Source organism: Agathobaculum sp. NTUH-O15-33 (assembly GCF_033193315.1).
GTDB lineage: Bacteria > Bacillota > Clostridia > Oscillospirales > Butyricicoccaceae > Agathobaculum > Agathobaculum faecihominis_A.
In genome coordinates, this window is the sequence record NZ_CP136187.1 from 3,640,743 (window position 1) to 3,663,323 (window position 22,581).

General features: G+C 56.0%; 28 protein-coding genes, 2 tRNA genes and 1 pseudogene. 4 read left to right on the plus strand and 27 right to left on the minus strand.

The features are described 5' to 3' along the window. Positions 1-181 precede the first annotated feature (181 nt). From RWV98_RS17680 to RWV98_RS17740, 13 genes are all read right to left on the minus strand, one after another. Complete coding sequence (locus RWV98_RS17680; protein WP_317862482.1) at positions 182-2,575, minus strand: virulence-associated E family protein; 2,394 nt, start codon at positions 2,573-2,575, stop codon at positions 182-184. Beyond that, positions 2,575-2,937 (minus strand): zinc-finger-containing protein, encoded by a 363-nt coding sequence (locus RWV98_RS17685; RefSeq protein ID WP_317862484.1) that lies wholly within the window; start codon positions 2,935-2,937, stop codon positions 2,575-2,577. The genes RWV98_RS17680 and RWV98_RS17685 overlap by 1 nt, the downstream gene beginning before the upstream one ends. Further along, positions 2,934-3,161 carry a hypothetical protein gene (locus RWV98_RS17690; protein WP_317862486.1) on the minus strand — a complete coding sequence of 76 codons (228 nt, stop codon included), beginning with the start codon at positions 3,159-3,161 and terminating at the stop codon, positions 2,934-2,936. The genes RWV98_RS17685 and RWV98_RS17690 overlap by 4 nt, the downstream gene beginning before the upstream one ends. Beyond that, positions 3,145-3,414 (minus strand): hypothetical protein, encoded by a 270-nt coding sequence (locus tag RWV98_RS17695; RefSeq protein WP_317862487.1) that lies wholly within the window; start codon positions 3,412-3,414, stop codon positions 3,145-3,147. Before RWV98_RS17695 ends, RWV98_RS17690 begins: the two co-directional genes overlap by 17 nt. A gap of 416 nt (positions 3,415-3,830) precedes the next feature. Next, the gene (locus RWV98_RS17700; RefSeq protein ID WP_317862488.1) at positions 3,831-5,858 is read right to left on the minus strand and encodes a DNA polymerase; all 2,028 of its coding nucleotides are present in this window, start codon (positions 5,856-5,858) and stop codon (positions 3,831-3,833) included. Between the two features lie 3 nt (positions 5,859-5,861). Continuing rightward, positions 5,862-6,692, minus strand: coding sequence for a DUF2815 family protein (locus tag RWV98_RS17705; RefSeq protein WP_317862490.1), 831 nt, complete (start codon positions 6,690-6,692; stop codon positions 5,862-5,864). Positions 6,693-6,695: 3 nt separating this feature from the next. Continuing rightward, a complete protein-coding gene (locus tag RWV98_RS17710) occupies positions 6,696-7,916 on the minus strand; it encodes a DUF2800 domain-containing protein (RefSeq protein WP_317862492.1) in 1,221 nt (406 codons plus the stop codon). Continuing rightward, positions 7,916-8,380, minus strand: a complete 465-nt coding sequence (locus RWV98_RS17715) for a hypothetical protein (protein ID WP_317862494.1) — start codon at positions 8,378-8,380, stop codon at positions 7,916-7,918. The genes RWV98_RS17710 and RWV98_RS17715 overlap by 1 nt, the downstream gene beginning before the upstream one ends. Next, entirely contained in the window at positions 8,361-8,537 is a 177-nt protein-coding gene (locus tag RWV98_RS17720) for a hypothetical protein (protein WP_317862496.1), read from the minus strand. The genes RWV98_RS17715 and RWV98_RS17720 overlap by 20 nt, the downstream gene beginning before the upstream one ends. Continuing rightward, a complete protein-coding gene (locus RWV98_RS17725) occupies positions 8,537-8,866 on the minus strand; it encodes a hypothetical protein (protein WP_317862497.1) in 330 nt (109 codons plus the stop codon). The genes RWV98_RS17720 and RWV98_RS17725 overlap by 1 nt, the downstream gene beginning before the upstream one ends. Continuing rightward, positions 8,863-9,036 carry a hypothetical protein gene (locus RWV98_RS17730; RefSeq protein WP_317862498.1) on the minus strand — a complete coding sequence of 58 codons (174 nt, stop codon included), beginning with the start codon at positions 9,034-9,036 and terminating at the stop codon, positions 8,863-8,865. The genes RWV98_RS17725 and RWV98_RS17730 overlap by 4 nt, the downstream gene beginning before the upstream one ends. A gap of 90 nt (positions 9,037-9,126) precedes the next feature. Next, positions 9,127-9,447, minus strand: a complete 321-nt coding sequence (locus RWV98_RS17735; protein WP_317862499.1) for a DUF3846 domain-containing protein — start codon at positions 9,445-9,447, stop codon at positions 9,127-9,129. Continuing rightward, positions 9,444-10,037, minus strand: coding sequence for a hypothetical protein (locus tag RWV98_RS17740; RefSeq protein WP_317862500.1), 594 nt, complete (start codon positions 10,035-10,037; stop codon positions 9,444-9,446). The genes RWV98_RS17735 and RWV98_RS17740 overlap by 4 nt, the downstream gene beginning before the upstream one ends. An 85-nt stretch (positions 10,038-10,122) precedes the next feature. On the opposite strand from RWV98_RS17740, the gene RWV98_RS17745 reads away from it, so the two are divergent. Next, on the plus strand, positions 10,123-10,386 hold the full coding sequence (locus RWV98_RS17745) for a YozE family protein (RefSeq protein WP_317862502.1): 264 nt from the start codon (positions 10,123-10,125) through the stop codon (positions 10,384-10,386). A gap of 131 nt (positions 10,387-10,517) precedes the next feature. Here the strand turns inward: RWV98_RS17745 and RWV98_RS17750 are convergent, their stop codons facing one another. From RWV98_RS17750 to RWV98_RS17770, 5 genes are all read right to left on the minus strand, one after another. Continuing rightward, positions 10,518-10,640 carry a hypothetical protein gene (locus tag RWV98_RS17750; RefSeq protein WP_317862503.1) on the minus strand — a complete coding sequence of 41 codons (123 nt, stop codon included), beginning with the start codon at positions 10,638-10,640 and terminating at the stop codon, positions 10,518-10,520. Between the two features lie 77 nt (positions 10,641-10,717). Continuing rightward, positions 10,718-10,948, minus strand: coding sequence for a hypothetical protein (locus tag RWV98_RS17755; RefSeq protein ID WP_317862504.1), 231 nt, complete (start codon positions 10,946-10,948; stop codon positions 10,718-10,720). 18 nt (positions 10,949-10,966) lie between these two features. After that, entirely contained in the window at positions 10,967-11,173 is a 207-nt protein-coding gene (locus RWV98_RS17760) for a hypothetical protein (RefSeq protein ID WP_317862506.1), read from the minus strand. Positions 11,174-11,341: 168 nt separating this feature from the next. Continuing rightward, positions 11,342-11,575 (minus strand): hypothetical protein, encoded by a 234-nt coding sequence (locus RWV98_RS17765; RefSeq protein ID WP_317862508.1) that lies wholly within the window; start codon positions 11,573-11,575, stop codon positions 11,342-11,344. Positions 11,576-11,594: 19 nt separating this feature from the next. Then, positions 11,595-11,858, minus strand: coding sequence for a hypothetical protein (locus RWV98_RS17770; RefSeq protein ID WP_317862510.1), 264 nt, complete (start codon positions 11,856-11,858; stop codon positions 11,595-11,597). A gap of 121 nt (positions 11,859-11,979) precedes the next feature. Between RWV98_RS17770 and RWV98_RS17775 the strand changes: the two genes are divergently transcribed. The 3 genes from RWV98_RS17775 to RWV98_RS17785 all read left to right on the plus strand — a co-directional run bounded on the left by RWV98_RS17775 (position 11,980) and on the right by RWV98_RS17785 (position 14,387). Beyond that, entirely contained in the window at positions 11,980-12,357 is a 378-nt protein-coding gene (locus RWV98_RS17775) for a helix-turn-helix domain-containing protein (protein WP_317862512.1), read from the plus strand. A 649-nt stretch (positions 12,358-13,006) separates the two neighbouring features. After that, on the plus strand, positions 13,007-13,237 hold the full coding sequence (gene hfq / locus RWV98_RS17780) for an RNA chaperone Hfq (protein ID WP_317862513.1): 231 nt from the start codon (positions 13,007-13,009) through the stop codon (positions 13,235-13,237). A 121-nt stretch (positions 13,238-13,358) separates the two neighbouring features. Then, positions 13,359-14,387, plus strand: coding sequence for a tyrosine-type recombinase/integrase (locus RWV98_RS17785; protein WP_317862515.1), 1,029 nt, complete (start codon positions 13,359-13,361; stop codon positions 14,385-14,387). Between the two features lie 196 nt (positions 14,388-14,583). Here RWV98_RS17785 and RWV98_RS17790 read toward each other — a convergent pair. The 9 genes and pseudogenes from RWV98_RS17790 to RWV98_RS17825 form a co-directional block, all read right to left on the minus strand. Next, positions 14,584-14,673: transfer RNA gene (locus RWV98_RS17790), tRNA-Ser, on the minus strand. Between the two features lie 150 nt (positions 14,674-14,823). After that, positions 14,824-14,912 (minus strand) — tRNA-Ser (locus tag RWV98_RS17795). 87 nt (positions 14,913-14,999) lie between these two features. Further along, a complete protein-coding gene (locus tag RWV98_RS17800) occupies positions 15,000-15,350 on the minus strand; it encodes an arsenate reductase family protein (protein ID WP_280963426.1) in 351 nt (116 codons plus the stop codon). A 6-nt stretch (positions 15,351-15,356) separates the two neighbouring features. Beyond that, on the minus strand, positions 15,357-16,217 hold the full coding sequence (locus tag RWV98_RS17805) for a hypothetical protein (protein ID WP_317862517.1): 861 nt from the start codon (positions 16,215-16,217) through the stop codon (positions 15,357-15,359). 158 nt (positions 16,218-16,375) lie between these two features. Continuing rightward, the gene (locus RWV98_RS17810; RefSeq protein WP_280963428.1) at positions 16,376-17,602 is read right to left on the minus strand and encodes a cation:proton antiporter; all 1,227 of its coding nucleotides are present in this window, start codon (positions 17,600-17,602) and stop codon (positions 16,376-16,378) included. A 388-nt stretch (positions 17,603-17,990) separates the two neighbouring features. Then, a pseudogene (locus RWV98_RS19525) lies at positions 17,991-18,074 on the minus strand (hypothetical protein); the annotation flags it as partial. Between the two features lie 9 nt (positions 18,075-18,083). Next, positions 18,084-18,347 (minus strand): hypothetical protein, encoded by a 264-nt coding sequence (locus tag RWV98_RS17815; RefSeq protein ID WP_317862519.1) that lies wholly within the window; start codon positions 18,345-18,347, stop codon positions 18,084-18,086. Positions 18,348-18,690: 343 nt separating this feature from the next. Then, positions 18,691-21,576 (minus strand): leucine-rich repeat protein, encoded by a 2,886-nt coding sequence (locus RWV98_RS17820; protein ID WP_317862520.1) that lies wholly within the window; start codon positions 21,574-21,576, stop codon positions 18,691-18,693. An 827-nt stretch (positions 21,577-22,403) separates the two neighbouring features. Further along, on the minus strand, positions 22,404-22,574 hold the full coding sequence (locus RWV98_RS17825; RefSeq protein ID WP_317862522.1) for a DUF362 domain-containing protein: 171 nt from the start codon (positions 22,572-22,574) through the stop codon (positions 22,404-22,406). Positions 22,575-22,581 lie beyond the last annotated feature (7 nt).

Genomic DNA, 22,581 nt, shown 5'->3' on the forward strand with positions numbered 1-22,581 from the left:
GGTATATATCTCTCTAATTCTCTATTTATATAATCAATAGAAAACGAAAGTTCCAAAGTTCCACAACCCTGTTAAACCTAGATATTTAGCGGGTTTTAACCCCGGAACTTTGGCGGAACCTTTCGTTTTTAAATGTTCCGAAGTTCCGGAACTTTCATTGCTGAAAAACCAAAGTTCCAACCTAAAGGTTCCGGGCTTTCACCCAGCCCTTTTGCTTTCCGCAGTATCCGAAGCGTATGGAGCTTTTTGCTTTTTCCCATTCTGGCAGTGCGGCTATAATAGCGTTTATCTCTTGCGTATCGCTGTAACGCATATCCTTCTTCTGGCCGTCCAGAAGCTCGCACCATATTTCCAGTGCGCATATCCGGTCGCGGGGTACCATTACCTGCTCACCGGCTGCGTTGCCGCCCCAGAACATCCGCCGCCGATCCATTGACCACGACTGCCAATCCTGCGGCACCTGCCGCTCCAAAAACTCTGTGATCAGACCCTCGCGGGCGCTCACTTCCCGGTGATCCTCCTGCTGTGCTTTAGCTGCATCGGCCAGATCTCCTACCAGATATAATGGCTCACCCAGCCGCCAGCGCATAACGGCCTCCGCCCACAGTTGGTCGAGCTCTTGATCCAAATCGCGCCATACGTTCTTTTTCGCAACCTGTTTGCCCACGTCTATCGGCAGGAAACGACGGTTGCCGGTCTTATCCTGCAGATAATCTCCCGTATTGGTCGTGCCGAAAAACACACAGCATCGCGGCATATCCTTCACGTGCCGCCCGTAGGCAGCGCGGAAGCGATCCACGCGCTGGCTCATGAATTGCTTGATGCGCGACACGTCCGTGCGCCTAAAGGCGTCCAGTTCGGCCACCTCGACGATCCAAACGCCTTGCAACAGCTCCGACGCTTCCTTGCCCTCGAATGTCCGAATGCTGTCGTTAAACCAGCCGCGCGACATCTTGTCAAGCAGCGTTGACTTGCCCAGACCTTGCGGTCCGGAAAGGATGGTCATACTGTCAAATTTGATCCCCGGATGCATGGCGCGGGCAACCGCCGCCGTAAACGCTTTGCGGGTCACCGCGCGTGTGTACGGCGTATCCTCGGCGCCTAAGTAGTCAATAAAAAGCGTGTCCAGCCGCTCCACGCCGTCCCATGACAGCACATTCAAATAGGATACGACGTCGTTGAACGCATGCCGTCGGCTATGTAGGGAAAGCGCGTCGTCTATCTTCTTCGTGCCGGTGATCTGATAATACTTTTCCATGTACCAGTACAGTCCCGCGTTGTCGTTATCATCCCAAAGCCTGCGCCCGGTATCCTTCGACCACGGCAAGCTGTCCAGCACCTCGCCGCGCCCTGCAAACGCATTCAGCGCAAATTTGCCTTTCAGTCGTGGGTCATGCTCCAAAATCAGCCACACGTTATCGATCGTAGAGAGAGGAACACCGGTCTTGGCGTGTACCTTGAGGGATTGCATCCAGCCGGTATCTTCAGGCTGCTCTTCCACTGTCGTAAATCCTTCGGTGGCCTGCTCCCAGCGCTCTCGCAGCAACAGCCCTGATACTTGCGGATCCTGTGTCGCCAGCTCGCACATGGCCGTGTAGCTCGGCAGGCGGTTTACCGGCGTGCCGGGTGCAGCGGTATCGTCTTGATCGTCAAAGCGATGCAGGCGCACCAGATCAAAGGCGTTGACCAGCCGGCCGCCGCAAGGATCCGTCGCATGGTGGGAATACAGGAACTTGCCGTCATCGTACAGCACCGCGCCGCCGGTTGTGGAGCCGCCGGTGAAGGTAAAGCGGCCGGGGATATCTGCCGACTCGTAGACGCCCGGCAGGAACGCCGCCATAGCCCCCTCTATGTCGTAGACTCGGCAGAACGCGCCGACGGCGCCGTGCTTTGCCAGCGGGTCTCCCTGCTTGGCCGCAAGCCGCGCGGGGCTCGGCGCGCCGGGCACGGTGGGCCAGCTGGTCGTATCGTGCCAGTCCGCATAGGTCGCCAGCAGACCATCCGCGGACAGCATGGGCTTGTCCGCGGCGTAATAGATGTATTCTCCATCCGCGCAGCAGCTGGGGAAGTACATCAGCCGCGACGCCTCAAAGGTTGTCGGGTCGCACAGCTCCATGCCGATCATCTCGGCCATGCGCCGCGCGCAGGGCTCATACTCATCCGCCGTACAGGTGCGATCCAGCGGCAGCAGCACACGCAAACGCGGCGCCGAGGGCATGTGCTTGCGCGTGGAATAGATGCAGTAGCCGCAGCCCAGAGCTTCCACCCGCCGCGCCACATCATCCGTACCGCCCGCGGGGATGCTGTCCAGATCGAGCGTCAGCACATCACGGCCGGAGACGGCCCCAGCCTTGCGGCGGGGGCCATTCAGCGTGCCGGCAACAAAGCCGCCCACATCCTTCAGGTCGTCCTGCTGGCCCTTGGACAGCGCGAGATACGCCGCCATGGTTTCAGTGCTGCGCGCCGGCACGCGCAGGCGCTCATACAGCTCGGACAGCCGTAGCGTCTGCGGCTGCCAGTTCGTTGCCCGCCGGCTGCCCGCGGTCGAGATTGTAATTTTTCTATCGTTTATCATCACGGGCTCCTTGCACAAATTCTCATGACCTGAGCACACTGATCCAAGTCAAACATCCCGATATGCGCCTTCTCCTCCGGTATCCCCATCTGCTGTGCAAGCCAGTTGTAAGCCATACCGCGGCTCATGCGCCGCGACCGCCAGATCGGGTCGAAGGCCGCATGCGCCATGTGCCGCGCGGTGCGTAGCGCCTTGTTTGCCGGCGTACCCAGAGGGCGGGTACCCCCGGGGTGACAGCCGACATAGGCCCCGCATATTAAGCACAGGTACACCGGTCCATAGCTGCGGCCGTACAGCACCTTGCTGTCAGTCAAACAGGTCGCGCAACGGCAGTATGGGCAGATAACCTTTTCGCCCTTCATATTCCAATCAGCCTGACCAACTCGTTTACGGGGCAGCTGTGACAGGCCGCGTCATGCTCTTTATCCGCCGGCGGATGATGCCGGCGGATATCCTCGCAGACAGCCGCCAGCAGCCACGGCGCCCTGTCCTCGATCGCGCCGAGCTTCTGCACCAGCTCGTCCTTTTTTGCGGACGACCAATAGCCAGTTTTAATGCCATTGCGGCGTTCAGATGTCAGTTTCATCGGTTTCGCCCTCCTCGGCCGTTTCTTTCTCGTATTCTTTCCATGGTATCACCTCAACGTCATCAGATTGGATACCAAACAGCTCAGCAGTAGCGGTACGTTGCTTATCCAAAAAAGCATCGTCGGTTTCTTCAACAGCACGTACGTGGCCAAAGGTTTGTTTGGTATAGCCTACCGATTCTGCACCCCCGAACCAGTCGCTATTATGGATTCGGTAATGTATCGCTACCGATATATCAAATAGTGGATTCATAACATCCTCCGTTTCTCTTTAATGGGCACCACCGCGGAGCTGTCTTGTTTGGGATTGTTTTCTCCCGGCTTCGCGAAATAATACGATCTGGTTCATATTTGGATTTGGCGGCCGGATTGCAGCAATAAAATATGTTGCGGCCGACGTTGCAGTAACACGGTTGCATGTACCGGCACTTTTTACAGATCGTCTTTTCCATGGTTCACCTCACAATCCCAAATTCAGCAGCCGCACCAGCGCGCAGTCGTCGCAGCGCCGCTGAAACTCTTCTTCGGTTAGCCCCTCGCGCGGGAAGCGGCAATACTCGTCGCAAAATTTCTCGGCCATTTTGCATGTTTCAGTCTCCCAACAGGCCGAATGAAACACGTTAGCACACCTCACCGGTTTGCCGCAGATTTTACAGTTTGCCATTTTAATCAATCCTTCTTGAAGAACTCGTTCACCCAACCGTCCGCCGCGAGCGGCAGCCCCGGCGCCCAGCTGGGCACAATACTCATGATCTTCTCGACCGCGTCCAAGCCGGCGCGGTCTTTTTCTACGTCAATTACGACTTCATCATGGATATGGAACACGACCGGGTAGCCCGCGGCTTCCAGCCGGTCGATCGTCTCGGCCAGACAGTCGCGCGCTGCGGCTTGTGTGATATTCTCGGCCAACTTGCCGCCGTAGGTCTCGACGACCTCCCACTTGTGCGTGGTCTGGTTCATGCCCCAGTAGCACAGGCTCGGTCGCCCGAAATGGTTGACGCCCATATGCGGATGCGCGTAGTACAGCTTGCGGCCGTTCGGCAGCTGAATCGTCAAGAAGTCCAGATCGTTCGCCGGGTCACACTCGCGTGCAAAGGTCAATCGACCATCCCACAGTGCGATCTGGCGGCCTGTGTTGACGGCTTCCCGCGCGGCGGCGTCTACCGAATACCAGAACTGCACAATCGCAGGGTTGGCCGTTCGCCAGCGATCGACGATATCCGGCAGATCCTCCTCCGGGATGCCCATGCGCAGCGCGCCCATATTAACCAGCGCGCCGGTGCCGCCCTGATAGCCCAGCGCCAACGTTGCGACCTTTCCCTTTTGCCGGTAGCTGTATTCCGGGTTGCCCTTTTCGATCCGCTCGATCGGTACGCCGAACATCTGCGCCGCCGCGGCCTCGTAGATCTTGCCGTGCGTGCGGAACACGTCGAGCACCCACTCCTCGCCCGCCAGCCACGCGATCATGCGCGCCTCGATCGCCGAAAAGTCCGCGTCAACCAACACGTGCCCCGGCGCGGCCACAAAAGCCGTGCGGATCAGCTGGGACAAGGTGTCCGTTACGCTGCCATAGACCAGCTGCAGCGCGTCCTTCTCCCGGTGTTTAACCAAATCACGGGCCAGTGGCAGAAGCGCCCCGTCGATATAGGTCCGCGGAAGGTTCTGCGGCTGCACGATCCTGCCTGCCCAGCGCCCGGTTCGGTTGGCCCCGTAGAACTGCAGCAGGCCGCGTACGCGACCGTCAGCGCAGACAGCCGCCGCCAGCGCGTTATACTTTTTGTTGCTTGTCTTGCCCAGCTCCTGCCGAATCTTCAGCATTCGCCGAGCAGCGTCACTCGGCAAGTCTTTGCCCAGCAGGTCATCTACCGTTGTCTTGCGCAGATCGGTTATCTCCGCGCCGGTCTCGTCCTGCAGCCATTTGGTCAGCTGCGCTACGCTGTTGGGGTTGTCCAGACCGGACAGCCGGGCAGCTTCCCTGACATACTGCGTGCGCACGGCTGCATCCAACTCAAGCGCGCCGTCGACGAGCTCGGTATCCACCGCCACGCCGCGCAGGTTGATGATCTGATCGGTCACCCACTGGGCCTGCACCGCGTCCGGGACTGGGAAGCTGGACAGCCGGCGCTCGATCTCCATTTCTGTCACCACGTCCTGACCGTTATAGTCCTTGAACAGCCCCCACTTTTCCGGGTCGTGGTGCGGCAGGTTGCGCAGCCGGCCACCGTTTGATTTGGTGGGCGCGCATGGCGCGCAGAAGTATTTGATCAATGCCTTGCCCGCGGCGAGCTTTTGCTTGTCCTCCGGCAGGCCCAGCGCCTTGCCGGTTGCGGCAAGGCCCGCGGTATAGCCGCAGTACAGGCCGTGCAGCATGGCGCAGTGCCATTGTGGCAGCCACTTTTCCGGCGGGTATCCTGCATTATCATCCAGTCGAAAATGCCGGGAGAGGCAGTACCACTCAAACGCCGCATTGTAGGCGTGCTTAATGCAGCAAGGGTCAAACAGATACCGCAGCACCTCTTGCGGCAGATACTGCTCCTGTGTGAGATCCACAACCTTGACCTCGTCGCCGTCCAGACTGTACGCGAACAATAGAATAGCAAAGGCCGGGCTCTGTGCGTAACGGTAGAGCCCGGCCTTGCCAATATCCACGTCGCTGTACGTCTCGATGTCGATCGAGAGGTGATGTACAGCATCCATAGTTTAGATCCCCGCGATCGGCATACCGGTAGGCGCATAGCCCTGCTGCTGGATCGGCTGCCCGGTGACAGGGTCCACCCGCTGCTGGATCGGTCGGCCTGTTACTGGATCGGTCAGCTGGATCGGCTGCCCGGTAATCGGGTCGACCTGCATCTGGTACCCCGAGGCCGGTGCAGCTGCCTGCGGATAAGCAGGTGCTGCGGGCGGCTGGTACGTCGGTGCGGGTGCGACCGGCGCCGATGCCATGGGCGCTGCATATTGCGGATACGCAGGCTGCTGGTATGCCGGCGCAGGTGCTGCCGGCGCTGCCGGCTGAAACGCTTCCTGCGCTGTGACATGGCTCGACAGCGGTTCATCGTCCCGCGTCTTCTGCACGCCGTTCAAGCCGCAGCCGATCCCCTTCTTACCCGCGTTGCTGTAGGCAAAGAAGTTGACGTTGATATTGCCCCACATGCCGGAATAGACCTGCGTCGGGTCGATAATGTTCTGCACCTGCGCGTCAACCACGAACGGAGGCTGCTTGCTGGACGCGGTAAACACCCAGCAGCCGCGGCACTCCTCACCGAAAGCCGAACCGTCCGACGGGCGCGGGCCGTCACCGTCGTGCACGCAGATCGCGGGCTGCGGCGGCCGGACGCCGCCCCATTTGCTTGCCACGCCGGCTTCGATCGTGGCGGCGATCGCCTGATCGATCGTGGCTTTTGCCTGCACATTGGATTTGGGGATGAGAACAGTCGTGCTGTATTTGGGCTCGCCGTTCGGATTATTGAACGGCGGCTTGGGCTGAAACAGATTGCAGTAGGAAAAACGAACGTTTTCGATTGTGATAGCCATAATTTAAGTATTCTCCTTTTCGTTTTGAGTTGGATTGAATGCCGCTTCCGCCGGCGTATATGGTTTGCGCGGATCCGTTTCAGGCGCCAGCGCGGGCTTGCCGGGGCTTTTTGTCCATAGGCCTTCCGCGGTCTCCGCGAAATCCTTTTTGCCCAACGTTTTTTCAAGCCCCGCCACACTGACAGGCTTGCGCTCATATAACAGCGCTTCTGCAATGCCATGCTCCTGCAGCGCTGCAAAAGCTGCATCCACGTCATTCCAGTCGCGTGAGCCGCGGCCCTCGACGGCCTTCCAACCGGCCACCTCGCGGCCTTCCAGCGTTGCGGTAAGCGCATAGTTCTTCAAATCTTTTACCCAAGCTTCGAGACTGATCGCCCGCGTGAGGATATCTCCGACCTCTGCGTCAGTCAGCAGCGGCGCAGAGGGCTCGTTGATGGCTGACGCAGCGAGTTCTTCTGGCACAGCCCCTTGCAGCGGCTCCAGCTCCAACATCTTCTTTGCGCGGGCCGTACACTGTGATCGGGCCGGGCAAAAGTTTTTTTCGCACCATTCGCCGGGATTAAATTCGCCCTTGCCCTCCCACGCCAGCACCGCCTGCGGGCGCACGTAGTTTTCAGCCCACAGGTCCAGCGCTTCGCGAGAGGCCTCCCACTCTTTGACACCGCCGGCGTTCGGCTGGACGATTGACAGGTGGATGGTGTGGATCGTGTCACCGTAGATCGGCGCGTAGACATGCAGCGCGCCCAGCGCATACAGCATCATCTGGCTGTTATCGACAGCATCCACGGGTACGCCGGAACCGTTTTTGTAATCGACGACGCACATTTTGCCGCCGCCGATCATGATGCAGTCCGCGGTGCCGAATCCCTCCGGCACCAAGTAGCTGTAGTCCACCTGCGTTTCCAGCGCCACGAACGGCGGGCTGACAAAGATCATTGCCAGCGCTTTCAGGTGCTCCAAGTACTGGTCTGTAGCGTCGTCCATACCGGGGTCATAGCGCGGATCTGCTTTCAACTTTTTCATGCGTGCGTTATATGTGCGGACACCCATCGGCTCAATGAAGTGCTTACGCGCCTTGAGCTCCGCGATCTCGTGCGCCAGCGTGCCCGCCGCGGCGAAGGAGCTGCCTGTGTCCGGGAACTGCTCGGACAGCCGTGCGGAGGGCGGGCAGTTCAGCCACCGGTGCGAGCTGCTGGGGCCCAGTAGTGCGTGCTTATCCGGCATCAGATCCTCGCCCCCAGACCTCGAAGTGCAGTAGCAAACTGTCCTACCTGCTCCGGTTTCAAGGATTGCACCGCCGGCACGCTGAACTGCTGCAGCAGTGCCAGTAGCTCCGGCATCTTGTCCGGGTGTTCGCGAATCAGCTCCGCGCCGGCAGCGCCCACCTGCTCAAGAGTAAAACTGGGCGCGGCTGCGAGCGGTACGGTGGCCGCCGGTCCAGTCACCACGGGTGAGGTCTGTAATGGCGCGTTAGTCTGAACAGGCGCAGGCTGTACCGGAGCTGCAGGCGCGGCGACCGACACAGGGGCCGGAGCGGGGGCGATAGGACTTGCCTGTACAGGCTGCAGGGACGCCTGCTGTACCGCGGGCACGGGCTGCGCAGCTGCCGCGCCCAACGCGCCCGCCAGATTGTTCAGCGCCTGCACCAGCTCCGGCGACACCTTGACTTCAATCGCAATACTGTTCATAACTTTTGACCTCCTCGAATAATTCCTTGTTTTCAAGCATGATTTTTTCTACGAACCCGGCCGCGTCGTTGCCCATGTCGCGACGTACCAGCGCCGGAAAGTCTCTCTCGGGATAAAACATGACCTCGGTCTTACCACGGATGCAAATAGTTTCCATCAGCAATCATCCCGCAGGAACTCGCCTATCAGATCCGCGCCGGCGCCTATCATCTGGTTAAGCATATCAGACGTGACCGGATCCTTGGATGTCTTGCAAATGGTGATCCCGTTCGGATCGTCCGGCACAGCGTCTATCCACAACGGACTATCCGGGGCCGCGACCATTAGCATAACCGACTGTCGAAACGTCTTTGCCGCACGAGGATCGTTTGCATGCAGCTGCCGATAAATGCTTTGCAGAATAGTCCCCACTTCTGCGCAAATATTCATGAGACTGCCGCTGCGCTGCAATTCAATTTTCGACCTGCTCACTCTTGCTTCAATCATTTCGCACCCTCCTCTACCGTGACGGTAATGCCTTTGCGTGGGTCAATCCCGGCATCGTCTACGTCAGATTTCTTCAGGTACAGTGTCATCTGATCCTTGCCCCGCTCACCGCGTTCAAAACGGTAGCAGGTCTTGGTTTCATTTTTCAGGGTCATGTCCAGTTTTAACATTTGACTTTTCCTCCTGTTGTGGTATCATAATGGTGAAATATATTTTTCGTTTGGCCGCTATCCGGATTGCCGTCTGGACAGCGGCTTTTCTCATGGCACGGGGTGCACATACAACAGCGCTTCGCACAGATCCTGTTCAAAAACAAAGTCCGTAAACTCCCCGTCCGTGTCGGTCCGGCAGACCAGCATTGGCCCGCATAGCTTGTCCACCGGAGCAAGGCCGCCGCGTTTGGTTAGCCAAGCCGTTTCAGGTAGGCCCAGTAGCTTCCCCTCTTCGTTGCAGATCAGGGCCAGCTGTTCCGTCAGCGGCACGACCTCGATGTAGCCACCTACATATTCCTGCAGCGCCTTTAGATCGTTAGCGATTTCTCCCATATGTAGGTCTTTATCTTCGATTTTCAGCACTTTCATTCGTGCTCACCGCCCTCGGCTGATATCTGCTTGCCCGAGATCTTTTGATACGCCATGATCGCGCCGATCACAGCAAAGTGTGCCATAGCTGCCGGCATATACTCGATCTGTTCACGCAGCCCCTCGGCCCAAAGATCGATCATATCCAGTGCGCAGCGGAATGTCCGCGAGGGATCCTCGCCATCCGCCTGCAGCCGAAGCACAAGCTCGTCCAAGGCGTAAAATACAACACGGTCAAGCAGTTCGTTCTGCTTCGGTTTGGCACCTTGTAGTTCGGTCGGGAGTTGCTTCGGCTCTGCAGGTTCAGCCACCGGAACGGGCGTAAACGGATCGAGCTTGCGCGGTAGCGCTGTTGGTACCTTTGCCTTGAGTGCGGTCAACTTGCTTCGCACCTTGTCCAGCGGCACGCTCAGCTCCTGCGAAATCTCCTCCGCAGTTTTCTGCTGATCGACCAAAGCGGTAAGCTTGTCCACCAGTTCTTGCGGCCACTTAAAATACGTATGCTTCTCCGTTGGCTTGCGGCGCTTGTCCGTCGCGGCATCCTCCGCTTCGACCGCCGCGCGTATTGCATCAAAATCAACTTTTCCCAATGTCTTCGTTGCTCCTTCCTGTCTGTTCTGGTTGTCCTTCTATGCTATGTTGTGATAGAATCAAAGCATGAAGGAGGTGATTTATATGTTGGGTATAGACGTACCTTGGACCTTCAAAACATGGATTCTTAACTTCCGCGGCGTGGATCTGCCTATTGGGGACCTTGCTAATGACATCTCAAAAGATCCTGACTTTCCGGAAGAAGATTACTTTGACGAGATTCTGAGCCATGTTTCGCAAAAATCTCACAACGATTCCGACGTTGTTGAGACTTTCGTATTAGCTTGGAGCTACTATCTCGCGTCCAAGGACAATTCCCGTCCAGAAGTCAAATCAACAACCCTGTAGCATCGCTGGTAAGGCTTTCGCACAGCCACCAGTTCCTCCGAGCTTCGCCGTTCTTGTATTTCCGATACAAGGGCGGCGATCTCTTTAGGTTCAACATCTATCGAGATTTTCACAGATTATCGTCTCTCCTTTCACTTCCACAGCCGCTCGTCGCGCTCCACCTTATAGCTATGTCTGATCGCCGCATCGATTTTGTACGCCAGCACCAGCATCATCACCGCCAGCCCCGCCGCGATCCCCGCATACACCGCCAAGTTACCACCCCTTTCGCACCAATTTGTTGCTATCACCAGAATGGCCAACGCTATGCCCGCCAGCCGGTAGTGGCGCTTCATCCTTCGCCCTCGCAGAACCCGATTGACCAACCGGCACAGTTGTGACTCAGTACCTTGCCGTGCAGCATCTCGACGAGCAGTTCCATCACGTCGTCCATATCAAACTCACGGTCATGCAGTAGCCCCGTGCGCAGCGTTTCCAGACAGCCGTAGGCCTCTGCGATCGTGCTGCATCTGTACGTCAGCGGGTAGTCTCCGTTGCTTACGGTGATTTCATAGTGTTTCATGGCTTGTCCACTTCCTTTCTATACTTTTGTCAGCCACCGCGCCAGCGGGATAAGCGGGACAAACCACCGTCCGCAAGTCTTTTTCTTCGGAAAATTGCGATCATCTAAAAGCGTGTCGCGAGAAATTCCCGTCACCTCCACCGCCTCATTCAGCGTGATCGTCTCCGTCTGGAACTTTTCTCGAAGCGTTGCAAGCTGTTCGCGGAATACGTCATTATCTACCATAGTTAGGCTCCTTTCTCACCAGCATTAAGCGGCTTGTCCTTTCACCTCGAACGTGGTAATATTAGGGTGAAAGGATGTGTTTTTATGTCTAAAAAACGATATTACATTCCCGGCTTTGATAAAATTACACAATTTGAAGAAACTCCCGCATCAAAGGCAAGGACGGAATTACACCGATTCATTATTACCACGTCCCTCGCTGTGGTTGCGGCTGTCGCCGCCATTGTCGCCGCAGTCGTGTCGATCATGACGTATTTCAACATTTAGTGCTCTGCAATTTCCACAAACGCAACGAAACACACCGTTTTTATCGCGTCCACACTTGGGACTTGCCACTAAGTATCTGTTCGTTTCTTCTTGCTGCCCGGCTACCGCGCGGGCAGCTTCGTTTTGCTTGTCCATTGCTTCTCACCTCCCCTCCTTATCCCGCCCGGTCGCCTACCGGCTCGCATAGACCAGCAAAAAGATACTCCAAAGACATCCCGCAAAAGTAAGTATCGCGGATTTTTAAAGCCTCCGGGAAAGTAAATGCCGCTCGCCCGGATGCTTTATCGCGAACGCAACGTTCCGTCTTGTCGATCGCCCTTGCTAAGTCACAAAACGAGATGTTATTTCTGCGCATCTCCGCCTTCAAGTTATTCATCGATTCACCTCCTCCACCGTCAAAGGTGGTTTGTGCTTTCATGTTACCACCGCTTATGGTGGTTGTCAAGATATGAATTGAATTTTTTCCACCGCCAAAGGAAATTTTCTTCTTGCATTCGCAACCGTGTAGTGTTACTATACTGTCATGAGGAGGTGGAACGATGATCTGGTTAGATAACCTTAAACTGATGAAGGAGCGAAGTGGTCTCACAACAAAGGAGATTGCAAAGCAGTCTGGAATACCAGAACCTACGCTGGAAAAACTTTTTGCGGGCCAAACTAAAGACCCCAAATTAACAACAATGACTCAACTTGTTCATTTTTTGGGATTCACCCTTGATGATCTGGTTGTAACAGAAAAAACCCCCGAAGCCGGAGAACCGGCAACGGAGGCTGAGATGCTGGAATATTTAAAAGGACTGGAGACCCTCTTGGTGCGAAAGGGGTATATTAAAGAAGGGGAAGACATATCAGACCGAGACGCTGATTTTTTAATCGCACTTCTCGATTTGATTGACGCCCATTTCGAGAATCGTTAAGAGCGCTTTATTTCTGCTATTGTGTTGCCCATCTTGACAGATGCGCCGTACAACACGAAGCAAATTCGGTTGGCTATGTACAGGCTCGTTCGCCCGCCTATTTGCATTATTACCATTGCCTTTCATGTCAATGTCTCCTTTCAGCAAGCGAACGTTTGTTCGTGTTTTGTCGGTGCTTTTATGATACCACCGTACCCGTATATTTGCAATGCTACAAGTTGCCCAAAATAATTCCTGTTTTTTGCAAACATATGTTCTGTTTTCATTGTTATTATTATATCAAGGAATATGTCCAATAAAGCGGACTTTTATGGTCGAGTAAAAGATACCTGAACAAGTTAATCGCGCAAGAAAAACAAAGCATTCACTGTCACGCCTAATACTACCGATAACTTTATGCTATTTCACCTCCAGCTCCATGAATCAACCCAAGTCACTTTAATAGTTATTGATTAACGCGCATGCAATTCAATACCATCAGAGGTATCTGTTGTATATATAATACTCCTTTGTCATTTTTCCATCAATGGCGAAAGTTTTCCTGAGTTGTAAACCAAATACAAATTAAAGTGCCATATGAACACAAACTCTGATTATTTGCCACAGGAGCAAATATAAAAAACCGCTCAGGTGTGCTTGGAGGTTTAAAGTGGACAATCGAACGCCAATCAATTTGCAGACCGTACTGTTAAATACTGTGCGCAAAGACCGCATGCCGGTGACCATCTATCTGACAAACGGCTTTCAGATCAGGGGTGTCATAACCGGATACGACAATAATGTCATCATAGTAAAGTCCAACGAGACGCAGGAGATGATCTACAAACATGCAATATCGACTATAGTACCGCAATCACCCGTTGAAATCATCACTCAATAAAAAAATCCCGCCCCGGTGTTGGCGCACCAGAGCAGGACGGGGTACAGATTAAACTTGGCGGTAGAATCTGTACCTCTATTTTACCATACCTATTTTAGGTTGTAAATGGAGGTTTTTTATTATGTCAAGGCAGAGCAAGAAGCCAAAATACTATATCCGCCCGGATGGACTACATGAAGCAATACGGAAAATAGACGGCAAGCGCGTGGCGTTTCGTGGCCGAACCGACGCGGAAGTCGAGCAGAAAATGATTGCCTATCAGAACACGATTCGCGACGGCTGGCCCTTTTCTAAGGTTGCCGATGCTTGGTGGGACGAACACGAGCCGACCATAGAGGAAAACACCAAGAAGGGCTACCGGCCCGCCCACCGCCGTGCAAAAGAGCAGTTCGGAAGCGTTGCAATCAAAACCATCCGTCCACAGGATGTGCAAAAATTTATTAATGCGTTTGCACGCGGTCGGTCACAAAAGACCGTCACCAACCAACTGTTAATTCTCAATTTAATATTCTCCTATGCAGTCGTACACGGCGACGCGGAATCCAATCCATGCACTTATGTAAAAATTCCTCGCGGTCTCCCAAAGCGACACCGGGAGGCTGCATCGCCACAGGATGAAGCTATCGCTGAAGATTATGCAAGAACATGGCTTTTCCCGTTCCTGATTTTGTGCACCGGCCTCCGCAAGGGCGAAGCACTGGCGCTCACTGATCAGGACTTTGCGGGAGAGTGGATCACTGTAAGCAAAAGTGTATACCATGTCGGCAATCAGCCCCATATTAAAGTGCCGAAGACGGACCATGGCGATCGTGTAGTCCCCCTGCTGGATCGCCTGCGGCCCTATCTCCCCAAGCGGTGGCGGGGGTATCTCTTTTCTGACGACGGCGGCAAAACGCCCCTGTCGGAAACGCAGTACCAACGATACTGGGAGGTGATGCGCGCACAAACTGGAATCACCTGTACTGCGCACCAACTCCGGCATTCTTACGCCACGTTTATATATGACCGCGGCGTGCGAGATAAGGACGCTCAGGATCTTCTGGGCCATGCGCAACTCTCCACGACTTCTGACATATATACGCATTTACGTGATGATCGGCGGCGGCGAACCGCGCAGATTTTAAACAACAAAACAAAAGGCACGCCCTAAATTAAGGCGTGCCTTTCACTGTGTATTTACTGTGTTCGCATATAGCATTAAACGCCTATAATTGGCTATTTTCAGCCTTGTTATGAATGAAAACTATATATTCATAAATGTCTGTCAAAGTTGCTGTTTTGCTACGTTTTGGTGATTCATTAATTGCAAAACAAAAGAGTGATTGCATTTCGCAACCACTCTTGTTTGGCGGAGAAGGAGGGATTTGAACCCTCGCGACCCTTTCGAGCCCTACTCCCTTAGCAGGGGAGCCCCTTCACCACTTGGGTACTTCTCCATACCAATCTTCACTTGTAGGGCACCCGCCATTAAGATGTATGGCGGAGAGGGTGGGATTCCTTTTTCTGCGGAAAAAGCCACGGCGGTTGCAGCATGCCACCGGCATGTTGCTAAAAGCCGCCTTTCGAATCGCACCTCTCCAAAAAAATGGCGGAGAGGGTGGGATTCGAACCCACGCGCCCTTTCGGACAAACGGTTTTCAAGACCGCCTCGTTATGACCGCTTCGATACCTCTCCGTATCATTGCCCGATAAGCAATAATAATTATACTACCAAAACGAGGCGGTGTCAATCCTTTTCCATATCTGCGTGAGTTTTTCCTGCTTAGCGGACTTTATCCGCCCATTCGCCTTCCTTAAAGCCCACACAAACAAAATCATCCGCTACAAGCAGCGGACGCTTAACCAGCATCCCATCGGTCGCAAGCAGCGCGTACTGCTCATCTTCCGACATCTCCGGCAGGCGGTTTTTCAGATCGAGCTCCTTATATTTCAAGCCGCTCGTGTTGAAAAAACGGCGCAGCGGCAACCCGCTCTTCGCATGCCAAGCGCGCAGCTCGTCCTCGTTGGGGCGATCCTGCTTGATATCGCGAACCGTAATTTCAGCCCCCTGCGCCTCCAGCCAGTTCTGCGCTTTTTTGCAGGTAGAGCAATTTGGATAACAAACAAACAGCATCAGTTTTCACTCCTCTGTAAGCGGTGCGTCCATGTTTTTCGTAGCGGCGCGGGGGCGGGTGAGCATGGCCAATTCGGCCAGCAGCATAATGCAGCCCGCGGCGGCCAGAATGCTTCTGGTAAGCGTTTTCGCATCCCACGCGACCGCGCGCATGCCCATCAGGTAAGCAATGCAGTAGCCGCCCAGATCAGAGAAAACGACGGTCACAGCCAGCGCGCTGAAAAAGCCAAGTTGTGCCGGACGCGGCTTGGCAAACAGCAGCCGAGCGAGATGGTAAAAGCCGAGCACCAGCAAAATGTCCGCGATCAAACCGACGGCAAAGGACGGCAGCTTGGGGTCGACACAGGTCATACGGTAAGTGACGAGCAGATGCAGACAGCTCCAGATCAGCGGAGCCAGCGTCAGCTTGGCCTGTCCTTCGGTGATGGTGTCCGTATTCTGCGCTTTGCACAGGCCGATCAGGCAAATGCCGGCTACCACCGTGATCACGGCGTAGATCGATTCTAGCACACGCGCCCAAACCGCGGCGTCCAGCTCTACCGTTGTGACGGTTAAGAACAAATAGTATGCGCCGCCCGCAATCAGTAGCATGCCCGCGATCACCGCGGCCATACGGAAACCGGTGGAGCGGGTGCCTAGCAGCGTTTCAAACGGCGTATCGCGCTCCGCCTTGAGCGGCATGGCACATACCGCGTAAAGCACCGCGGCAACGGCAAACAGCGCCAGCAGCGCGTACAGCAGCTTATTGCCGGGTATAGGCAGGCCGGTATTCAACTCAAACCCGCCCAGCAGGTGCGCGGTACGCAGGGCGACGCCCGGTATACAAAGGCCCACCGCCAGATACGGCAGCACTTTTGATCGATTCATGGTTGTATTCCCTCCAGAAAAAACGCTTACTGATAAGCGAATGCTATACCATTATAGCACGATTTTTGCCAGCGGCAAAGCTCTTTTTTGCGGTGAAACGGAATAGAGCCATGCGTCCCACAGGGTTGCACATGGCTCTTTTGCACGCATAGCGTGTTTTAGATATGGTCGGTGCGGGGCATTTGCGCCGCTTCCTTAGGCGAAAGCTCGGTATTGCCCGGTGTTTGCCGGCGCATGCCGACCTTGAGCAAAATAGGCGTGATAAGCGTCGTAACGATGACCATCAAAACGATCGGCGGGAACAGATCGGGCGCGATCAGGCCGGCCTGCTCGCCCTTCTGCGCAACGATCAGCGCGACTTCGCCACGGGATACCATGCCCAGACCGATGGATACCGCGTCGTAGGTCTCGAAGCCCATCAGCTTTGCGCCCAGACCGCAGCCAATGACCTTGGTCAAGATCGCGATGACCGTGAGCGTGACCGCGAACAGGATCAGCATACCGGTCAGCCCGTCCAGCTCGGTCTTGATACCGATCGAGGCAAAGAACAGGGGCGAAAACAGCATGTAGCCTAAAACGTTCATCTTCTTGCCCGCATAGTTGCGCGTATCGCTGATGTTGCACAGGATCAGGCCCGCGAAATACGCGCCCGTGATATCGGCGATGCCGAAGAAATGTTCGGCCACAAAGCTTAGGATAAAGCAGAATGCCAGCGCATAGATCGCAATACGGCGATGCTGCGCCCACAGGCTGTCCATCTTGGAGAAGGCCTTGTGCATGATGAAGCCCACAACGGCAAGGAATACGAAGAACAGCGCGATGCGGCCGAACACCATGAGCGGCTGCACGTCCGGATCGGTAAAGCCGGTCAGCACGGTCAGCACGATAATGCCGAGAATATCATCGATCACGGCGGCGCCCAGAATAGCGGTGCCCACCTTGCTTTTCAGCTTGCCCATTTCGCGCAGCGTTTCCACCGTGATGGAAACCGAGGTGGCCGTCAGCACGACGCCGACAAAAATAGCCTTGAGCATTTTCTGCGGATCGTCGGGCATTGCGTCAAACAGCATGAAGCACGCGGTGCCGCCGATCAGCGGCACGACAACGCCGATCAACGCGATAATGAACGACGCAAAGCCGGTGCTCTTGAGCTCGTCCAGATCGGTATCCAGACCGGCGGTGAACATCAGGATGATGACGCCAAGCTCACTGGCCTTCATCAAAAAGTCGGTCTCGCCGACGACATTGAGCACGCTCGGCCCCAGAATAACGCCGGCGATCAGCGCGCCGACGACCTGCGGCATGTGCACCTTTTCCGACGCAAGGCCGAGCACCTTGGTCGATAGCATGATCAGTGCGATCACAAGTAAAAAAGTATAATCCATAGAATCCTCCCCCGGAGCAGTTGGTTTACTGTCCCTTACCTATTAAATATAGGCCCCTGTTAAAAACAGATTTCATTATAACCCTCTGCCCCTGTGCGTTGCAAGTAATTTCTATGAAAAATATGACGTATTTTCCGCAAAATAAACCTGCTTTTCTTGTATCAAATGTGCACACGCAAGCCGATCGCTTGTAAAAAAAAGTAGTAAAGTGTAGCGGCCTTGTAACCGTGTATTTTGAAAGAAAAAACGCAAACCCGTATCGTTACTGGGTTCTATGACCTCGCGCTTTGTGCGGCGGACATTGTTGTTTTAGGCAAAATCCATTCCCAAACGAAATACGGGCGCGAATGATTCAACGTCATTCGCGCCCCTGCTCTGCTTTTCTCGGCTATTCCTTTTCTTGCCGTACTCCATCCGGGCCGATCTCGTAGCCGTCGATTTCGGTATTAACGGCCATAGCGCCGTCCGGGTAGAAGTAGTATCACTTGCCGCTGATTTCCTGCCAGCCCCCGGCTTGCATGAGGCCTGAACCGTCGAAGTAGTGCCATGTGCCGTCAATCTGTTTCCAGCCGCCAGCGGCGGCGGGGTCTATGACGATTTCCACGAACCGGCGCAGCACGGCGGCGGCCTCGGCGTGGGTGGCGGGGTCCTTGGGGGCGAAACGGTTATTCCCCTCATGGGCAGCATATGCCCTTCGGGCTTCCCCCAACGAGGGCATATGCGTACACTTAAGCAGCGTATGCATAGAGCGCTCTTTGGGCTTCCCCCGACGAGGGGAAGCTGGCACGGCGAAGCCGTGACTGATGGGGGCGCATGAATTGGCAGCATTGATGCGCGTGGCGGCCTTAAAGTGCGCTATTGGTTACGCCCCCCATTCGTCACGCGCCTACGGCGCGCGCCACCTTCCCCTCGTGGGGGGAAGGCCAGAAAACGGTCTTTGCCCCCCGCGCATTGCTTAAGTTTACGCATATGCCCTCGTCGGGGGAAGCCCAAATGCATACGCTGCTTAAGTTTACGCTTATGCCTCGTCGGGGGAAGCCCAAAGGGCTGCGACGAATTGCGTTTCGTCGCAGCCCCATGATTTTATGTCATACTGTTCCGCCGGAATAACGCTGGAGGATGGCGGCGAGCTGGGCTCTTGTGGCCCCGGTTCGGGGGGAAAGGGTGGCGCCGCCGGTGCCGCTGATGATGCCGCTCCCGCAGGCCCATTGGAATGCCGGGACCGCCCACTCCGCCACGTCAAGGGCGTCCGAGTAGCTGAGGATGTTGGTATCCCCGCCCACGGACACATCCATGCCCGCGTTCTGGGCGTAGCGGTACAGCATGGTCACAAGCTGCTCCCGGGTGACAGGGCCGTCCGGGTCCGTGCCGTCGCTGACGCCCTTTTTCACGGCCCACGTCTGGGCGGGGGCGTACCAAGGCGCGCCGCCCGAGGTATCGGCCCCGTCCAGACGGGCCAGCACCGTCCACACCTGAGCGCGGGTGACGGGCCCATCGGGGCCAAAGGCGGTCTCGGTAACGCCCACCATCAGGCCCTTTTGGTGCACGTACTTTACCGCGTCATAGAACCAGTCGCCTACCTTCACATCCGCAAAGGGGTTTTTCCAGCCGGGCGCGGCTAGGGCCTCAAGCTCGGCCTGCGTGTAAACGCCGTCCAGCACCGCGAAGGGGGAAAGGCTATCCGTTTCTACCTTGGCAAAGCCTTCGGATACCTTCACGCCCGACAGGGTCAGCTTGCCGTCCACACAGTGGGCCACGGTCAGGGTTTGGCCGTTCCGGTCCGCTACGGGGAGGGAAACGGTGAGTTTCCCCCGGAAGCCCCGGGAGAGGGACACGTCCCAGACCCCCGGCAGATGCCCGCTGGCCTGCGCCGCGCGCAGCAGGTCGCAGCCCGCGTCCCCTGTGCCGTGGAGCTCTCCGGCCTTAACGGTCAGCGCGGCGCTTCCGTGGATTTGGGTTCCCTTTACCACAATCCCGGTGGGCTTGTCGGTCAGGGTGCGGGAGAAGTAGCTGGAGCCGCCGCCCCCGCCGCTGGAAACAGTTTCCACGGTAACGGTGCAGGCGGCTTCATAGCTCCCGTCCTCCGTGGTGGCGGTGATGGTCGCCGTGCCGCTCGAAACGGCGGTCACGTTGCCGCTACCGTCCACCGTGGCGATGTTGGTATCGCTCGATTTCCAGCTTACCGCCTTGTTGGATGCGTCAGCCGGTTCCACCGTGGCGGTAAGCGCCGCGGTCTTGGGCTCTTTGTTGGTGTAGAGCAGCAGCTCGGATGGATGCAGCGTCACGCCCGTTACCGGCGTAAGCACGGTGACGGTGCAAGCGGCCGTTTTCCTTCCTTGCCGGGAGGTGGCGGTGATGGTCGCCGTCCCTACCGCCACGGCGGTTACGCTGCCGTTCTTGTCCACCGTGGCGATATTGGTGTCGCTGCTCTCCCAAAGAAAAATAGGCACGGCGTCGTTTGGCGTGGGTGTGACGGTCAGCGTACCGCTTTCATTTGGCCGCAGTTCCAGTGTGGCCGGAAGGGAAATAGACGTAGTGGGGCTGTATTTCACCGTGTTTAAGCTCTCCCACCCGCCTTTGTCATATCCCGTTCCGCCCTTGGGGACGTAGAAAGTGATGTTTGTGTCCCCAAAAACGTCTTCCCCCAGCGTCGGCGCGGCCGTAGATTCCATGATGATCTCGTTAAGGCTCGTGCAGCCGTAAAACGCCTGCTCCTCAATTTGTTTCAGACCTTTCGGCAGCGCGTCCAGAGTAATCCCCGTGCAGCAGTTAAACGCATAACTCTCAATATAGGTCACGCCGTCCGGCAGCTCTTTCAGGGTAATCCCCGTGCAGTACTGAAACGCACGCTCCCCAATATAGGTCACGCCGTCCGGCAGCTTGGTCAGTTTTAACCCCGTGCACTTGGAAAACGCACCCGCCCCAATTTGTTTCACGTCGTCCGGCAGCGCGTCCAGAGTAATACCCGCGCAGTTCCGAAACGCAGAATCCCCAATTTTGGTCAGCTTTTTCGGCAGCGCGGTCAGTTTTAGGCCCGTGCAGCCGTTAAACGCAGAATCCCCAATTTGTTTCACGTCGTCCGGCAGCGCGTCCAGAAGAATACTCGTGCAGCCGTAAAACGCATAATCCCCAATTTTGGTCAGCTTTTTCGGCAGCGCGTCCAGTTTTAGGCCCGTGCAGTAGGAAAACGCAAAATACCCAATTTCGGTCATGCTGTCCGGGAGGGTCAGCGTTGTCAGTTTAGTCAGCAGACCCATCGAAAAATAAGTATCATTCCGTATTGCTTCAAGGTTCGTCATGCCGGACAAATCAAGGGCGGTCAGGCTGTCCCAGCCGCTATCTCTGTTGTACTGGTCTATCAGGTATTTCCAGTTCCAACGGGTGATCTCCGTCACGCTGCCGGTGAGCTTGATGGTGGTGATATTCGCTTGATTGGCTCCGCTGCTGGTAAAGGCGGCGTCAATGGCGGTTTTCATGTCGTTGTCATTGTCGCTCTTACCGCCGCTGCCGTTGTCGTTAAACTTCACGGTCAGCACTTTGTCTTGCGCGTCAAGGGGGACGGCCGGCTCGCCAATCCGCACATAAATTTCCGGCGGCTCCACCTTATCGGTCAGCACATAACCAGCCGGAAGAACCGGGGCGAAGGTATAGCCGCCCTGCTCGGCGGTGTCGTCCCACGGGCTGTCCGGCTCCCACGTCACGCCCTCGATCTGGATATGCGCCGGAACGGGTTGGGTATCGGCGGCCACGGTGTAGACCGACGCGCCCAGCGTCGCGGGCAGGGACAGGCCGTCCAGCGGCGTTCCGGCGGGAACGGTCTGATACTTCACCGCCTCGTCCAGCCCGTCAAAGGCTGTGACGGTGACCTTCCCCGTATTTTCCGGCTCCTCCGCGTAGGCCGTGGCCCCCAGTTGTCCTATGACCAGCGCGGCGGCCAGCAGCAGCGCCCCGATTCGTTTTCTTGTTCGCAACATAGACGATACCCTCCTATCGTTTTATCGGTGGACAGATTGAGGGAAGCCTTTCCTGTAGCTCCTAATGGAGCTACAGGAAAGGGGTATACCCCTTTCCTGTAGCTCCTAATGGAGCTACAGGAAAGGGGTATACCCCTTTCGGCCCAAAAATGTTTACTTGTTGTAAATCCCTTGTTTTCCAGTTACCCGGCGCTAACGAGCATGCCCCGCCTGCGCGGCCTCCTTTCCGTGGGGCTTGCTTTTCATACTTTCAGAATAGGCGAAAACGCGGCGGTTTTCAAGGGGTTGGCCTGAACTTGCAGTTTTTGGCCTGAACTTGCAAGGCCAAAGCCGGATTTTCCGAAAAAAAGGGCTTGACAGACATGGGCGGCATATGCATAGAGCGCTCTTTGGGCTTCCCCCAACGAGGGGAAGCTGGGCCGCGCGAAGCGCGGGTCTGATGGGGGGCGTAAGAACCATTGGCATTGATGGGCGCAGTAACCTTCCAATGCGCTATTCGTTACGCCCCCCATTCGTCACGCGCCTACGGCGCGCGCCACCTTCCCCTCGTGGGGGGAAGGCTAGATCGCGCGCTGCTTAAGTTTACGCATATGCCCTCGCCGGGGGAAGCCCAAATGCACGCGCTGCTTAAGTTTACGCTTATGCCTCGCGGGGGGAAGCCCAAAGGGCTGCGACGTTTCGTCGCAGTCCCATGATTTTATGTCATACTGTTCTGCGTAATGGTATAAGGTCCTACACGGCCTTTTGCGCTGTTTTTTCGCGATTGAAGCAATAAAAAATCCGTTCCATAACGGAACGGATTTTTTATACGCTTGTGTTAAGTAGGATCAACCCTGATTGATCGCGCCTACCGGGCAGGAACCCGCGCAGGAACCGCAATCGATGCACGCATCCGCGTTGATCTCGTACTTGCCGTCGCCTTCAGCGATCGCGCCGACCGGGCACTCGCCCGAGCAGGAGCCACAGCTGATGCAAGCGTCAGAAATTACATATGCCATTGGTAAT

Coding starts and splice junctions, on each gene's coding strand:
- RWV98_RS17810 (WP_280963428.1), bottom strand. CDS start 17,602: ATGGATTATACTTTTTTACTTGTGATCGCACTGATCATGCTATCGACC.
- RWV98_RS17700 (WP_317862488.1), bottom strand. CDS start 5,858: ATGGATGCTGTACATCACCTCTCGATCGACATCGAGACGTACAGCGAC.
- RWV98_RS17705 (WP_317862490.1), bottom strand. CDS start 6,692: ATGGCTATCACAATCGAAAACGTTCGTTTTTCCTACTGCAATCTGTTT.
- RWV98_RS17695 (WP_317862487.1), bottom strand. CDS start 3,414: ATGAATCCACTATTTGATATATCGGTAGCGATACATTACCGAATCCAT.
- RWV98_RS17755 (WP_317862504.1), bottom strand. CDS start 10,948: ATGAAACACTATGAAATCACCGTAAGCAACGGAGACTACCCGCTGACG.
- RWV98_RS17820 (WP_317862520.1), bottom strand. CDS start 21,576: ATGTTGCGAACAAGAAAACGAATCGGGGCGCTGCTGCTGGCCGCCGCG.
- RWV98_RS17735 (WP_317862499.1), bottom strand. CDS start 9,447: ATGAAAGTGCTGAAAATCGAAGATAAAGACCTACATATGGGAGAAATC.
- RWV98_RS17800 (WP_280963426.1), bottom strand. CDS start 15,350: ATGCTGTTTGTTTGTTATCCAAATTGCTCTACCTGCAAAAAAGCGCAG.
- RWV98_RS17725 (WP_317862497.1), bottom strand. CDS start 8,866: ATGATTGAAGCAAGAGTGAGCAGGTCGAAAATTGAATTGCAGCGCAGC.
- RWV98_RS17715 (WP_317862494.1), bottom strand. CDS start 8,380: ATGAACAGTATTGCGATTGAAGTCAAGGTGTCGCCGGAGCTGGTGCAG.
- RWV98_RS17805 (WP_317862517.1), bottom strand. CDS start 16,217: ATGAATCGATCAAAAGTGCTGCCGTATCTGGCGGTGGGCCTTTGTATA.
- RWV98_RS17775 (WP_317862512.1), top strand. CDS start 11,980: ATGATCTGGTTAGATAACCTTAAACTGATGAAGGAGCGAAGTGGTCTC.
- RWV98_RS17825 (WP_317862522.1), bottom strand. CDS start 22,574: ATGGCATATGTAATTTCTGACGCTTGCATCAGCTGTGGCTCCTGCTCG.
- RWV98_RS17685 (WP_317862484.1), bottom strand. CDS start 2,937: ATGAAGGGCGAAAAGGTTATCTGCCCATACTGCCGTTGCGCGACCTGT.
- RWV98_RS17680 (WP_317862482.1), bottom strand. CDS start 2,575: ATGATAAACGATAGAAAAATTACAATCTCGACCGCGGGCAGCCGGCGG.
- RWV98_RS17785 (WP_317862515.1), top strand. CDS start 13,359: ATGTCAAGGCAGAGCAAGAAGCCAAAATACTATATCCGCCCGGATGGA.
- RWV98_RS17760 (WP_317862506.1), bottom strand. CDS start 11,173: ATGGTAGATAATGACGTATTCCGCGAACAGCTTGCAACGCTTCGAGAA.
- RWV98_RS17815 (WP_317862519.1), bottom strand. CDS start 18,347: ATGCATACGCTGCTTAAGTGTACGCATATGCCCTCGTTGGGGGAAGCC.
- RWV98_RS17690 (WP_317862486.1), bottom strand. CDS start 3,161: ATGAAACTGACATCTGAACGCCGCAATGGCATTAAAACTGGCTATTGG.
- RWV98_RS17730 (WP_317862498.1), bottom strand. CDS start 9,036: ATGTTAAAACTGGACATGACCCTGAAAAATGAAACCAAGACCTGCTAC.
- RWV98_RS17720 (WP_317862496.1), bottom strand. CDS start 8,537: ATGGAAACTATTTGCATCCGTGGTAAGACCGAGGTCATGTTTTATCCC.
- RWV98_RS17770 (WP_317862510.1), bottom strand. CDS start 11,858: ATGAAAGCACAAACCACCTTTGACGGTGGAGGAGGTGAATCGATGAAT.
- RWV98_RS17765 (WP_317862508.1), bottom strand. CDS start 11,575: ATGGACAAGCAAAACGAAGCTGCCCGCGCGGTAGCCGGGCAGCAAGAA.
- RWV98_RS17745 (WP_317862502.1), top strand. CDS start 10,123: ATGTTGGGTATAGACGTACCTTGGACCTTCAAAACATGGATTCTTAAC.
- RWV98_RS17710 (WP_317862492.1), bottom strand. CDS start 7,916: ATGCCGGATAAGCACGCACTACTGGGCCCCAGCAGCTCGCACCGGTGG.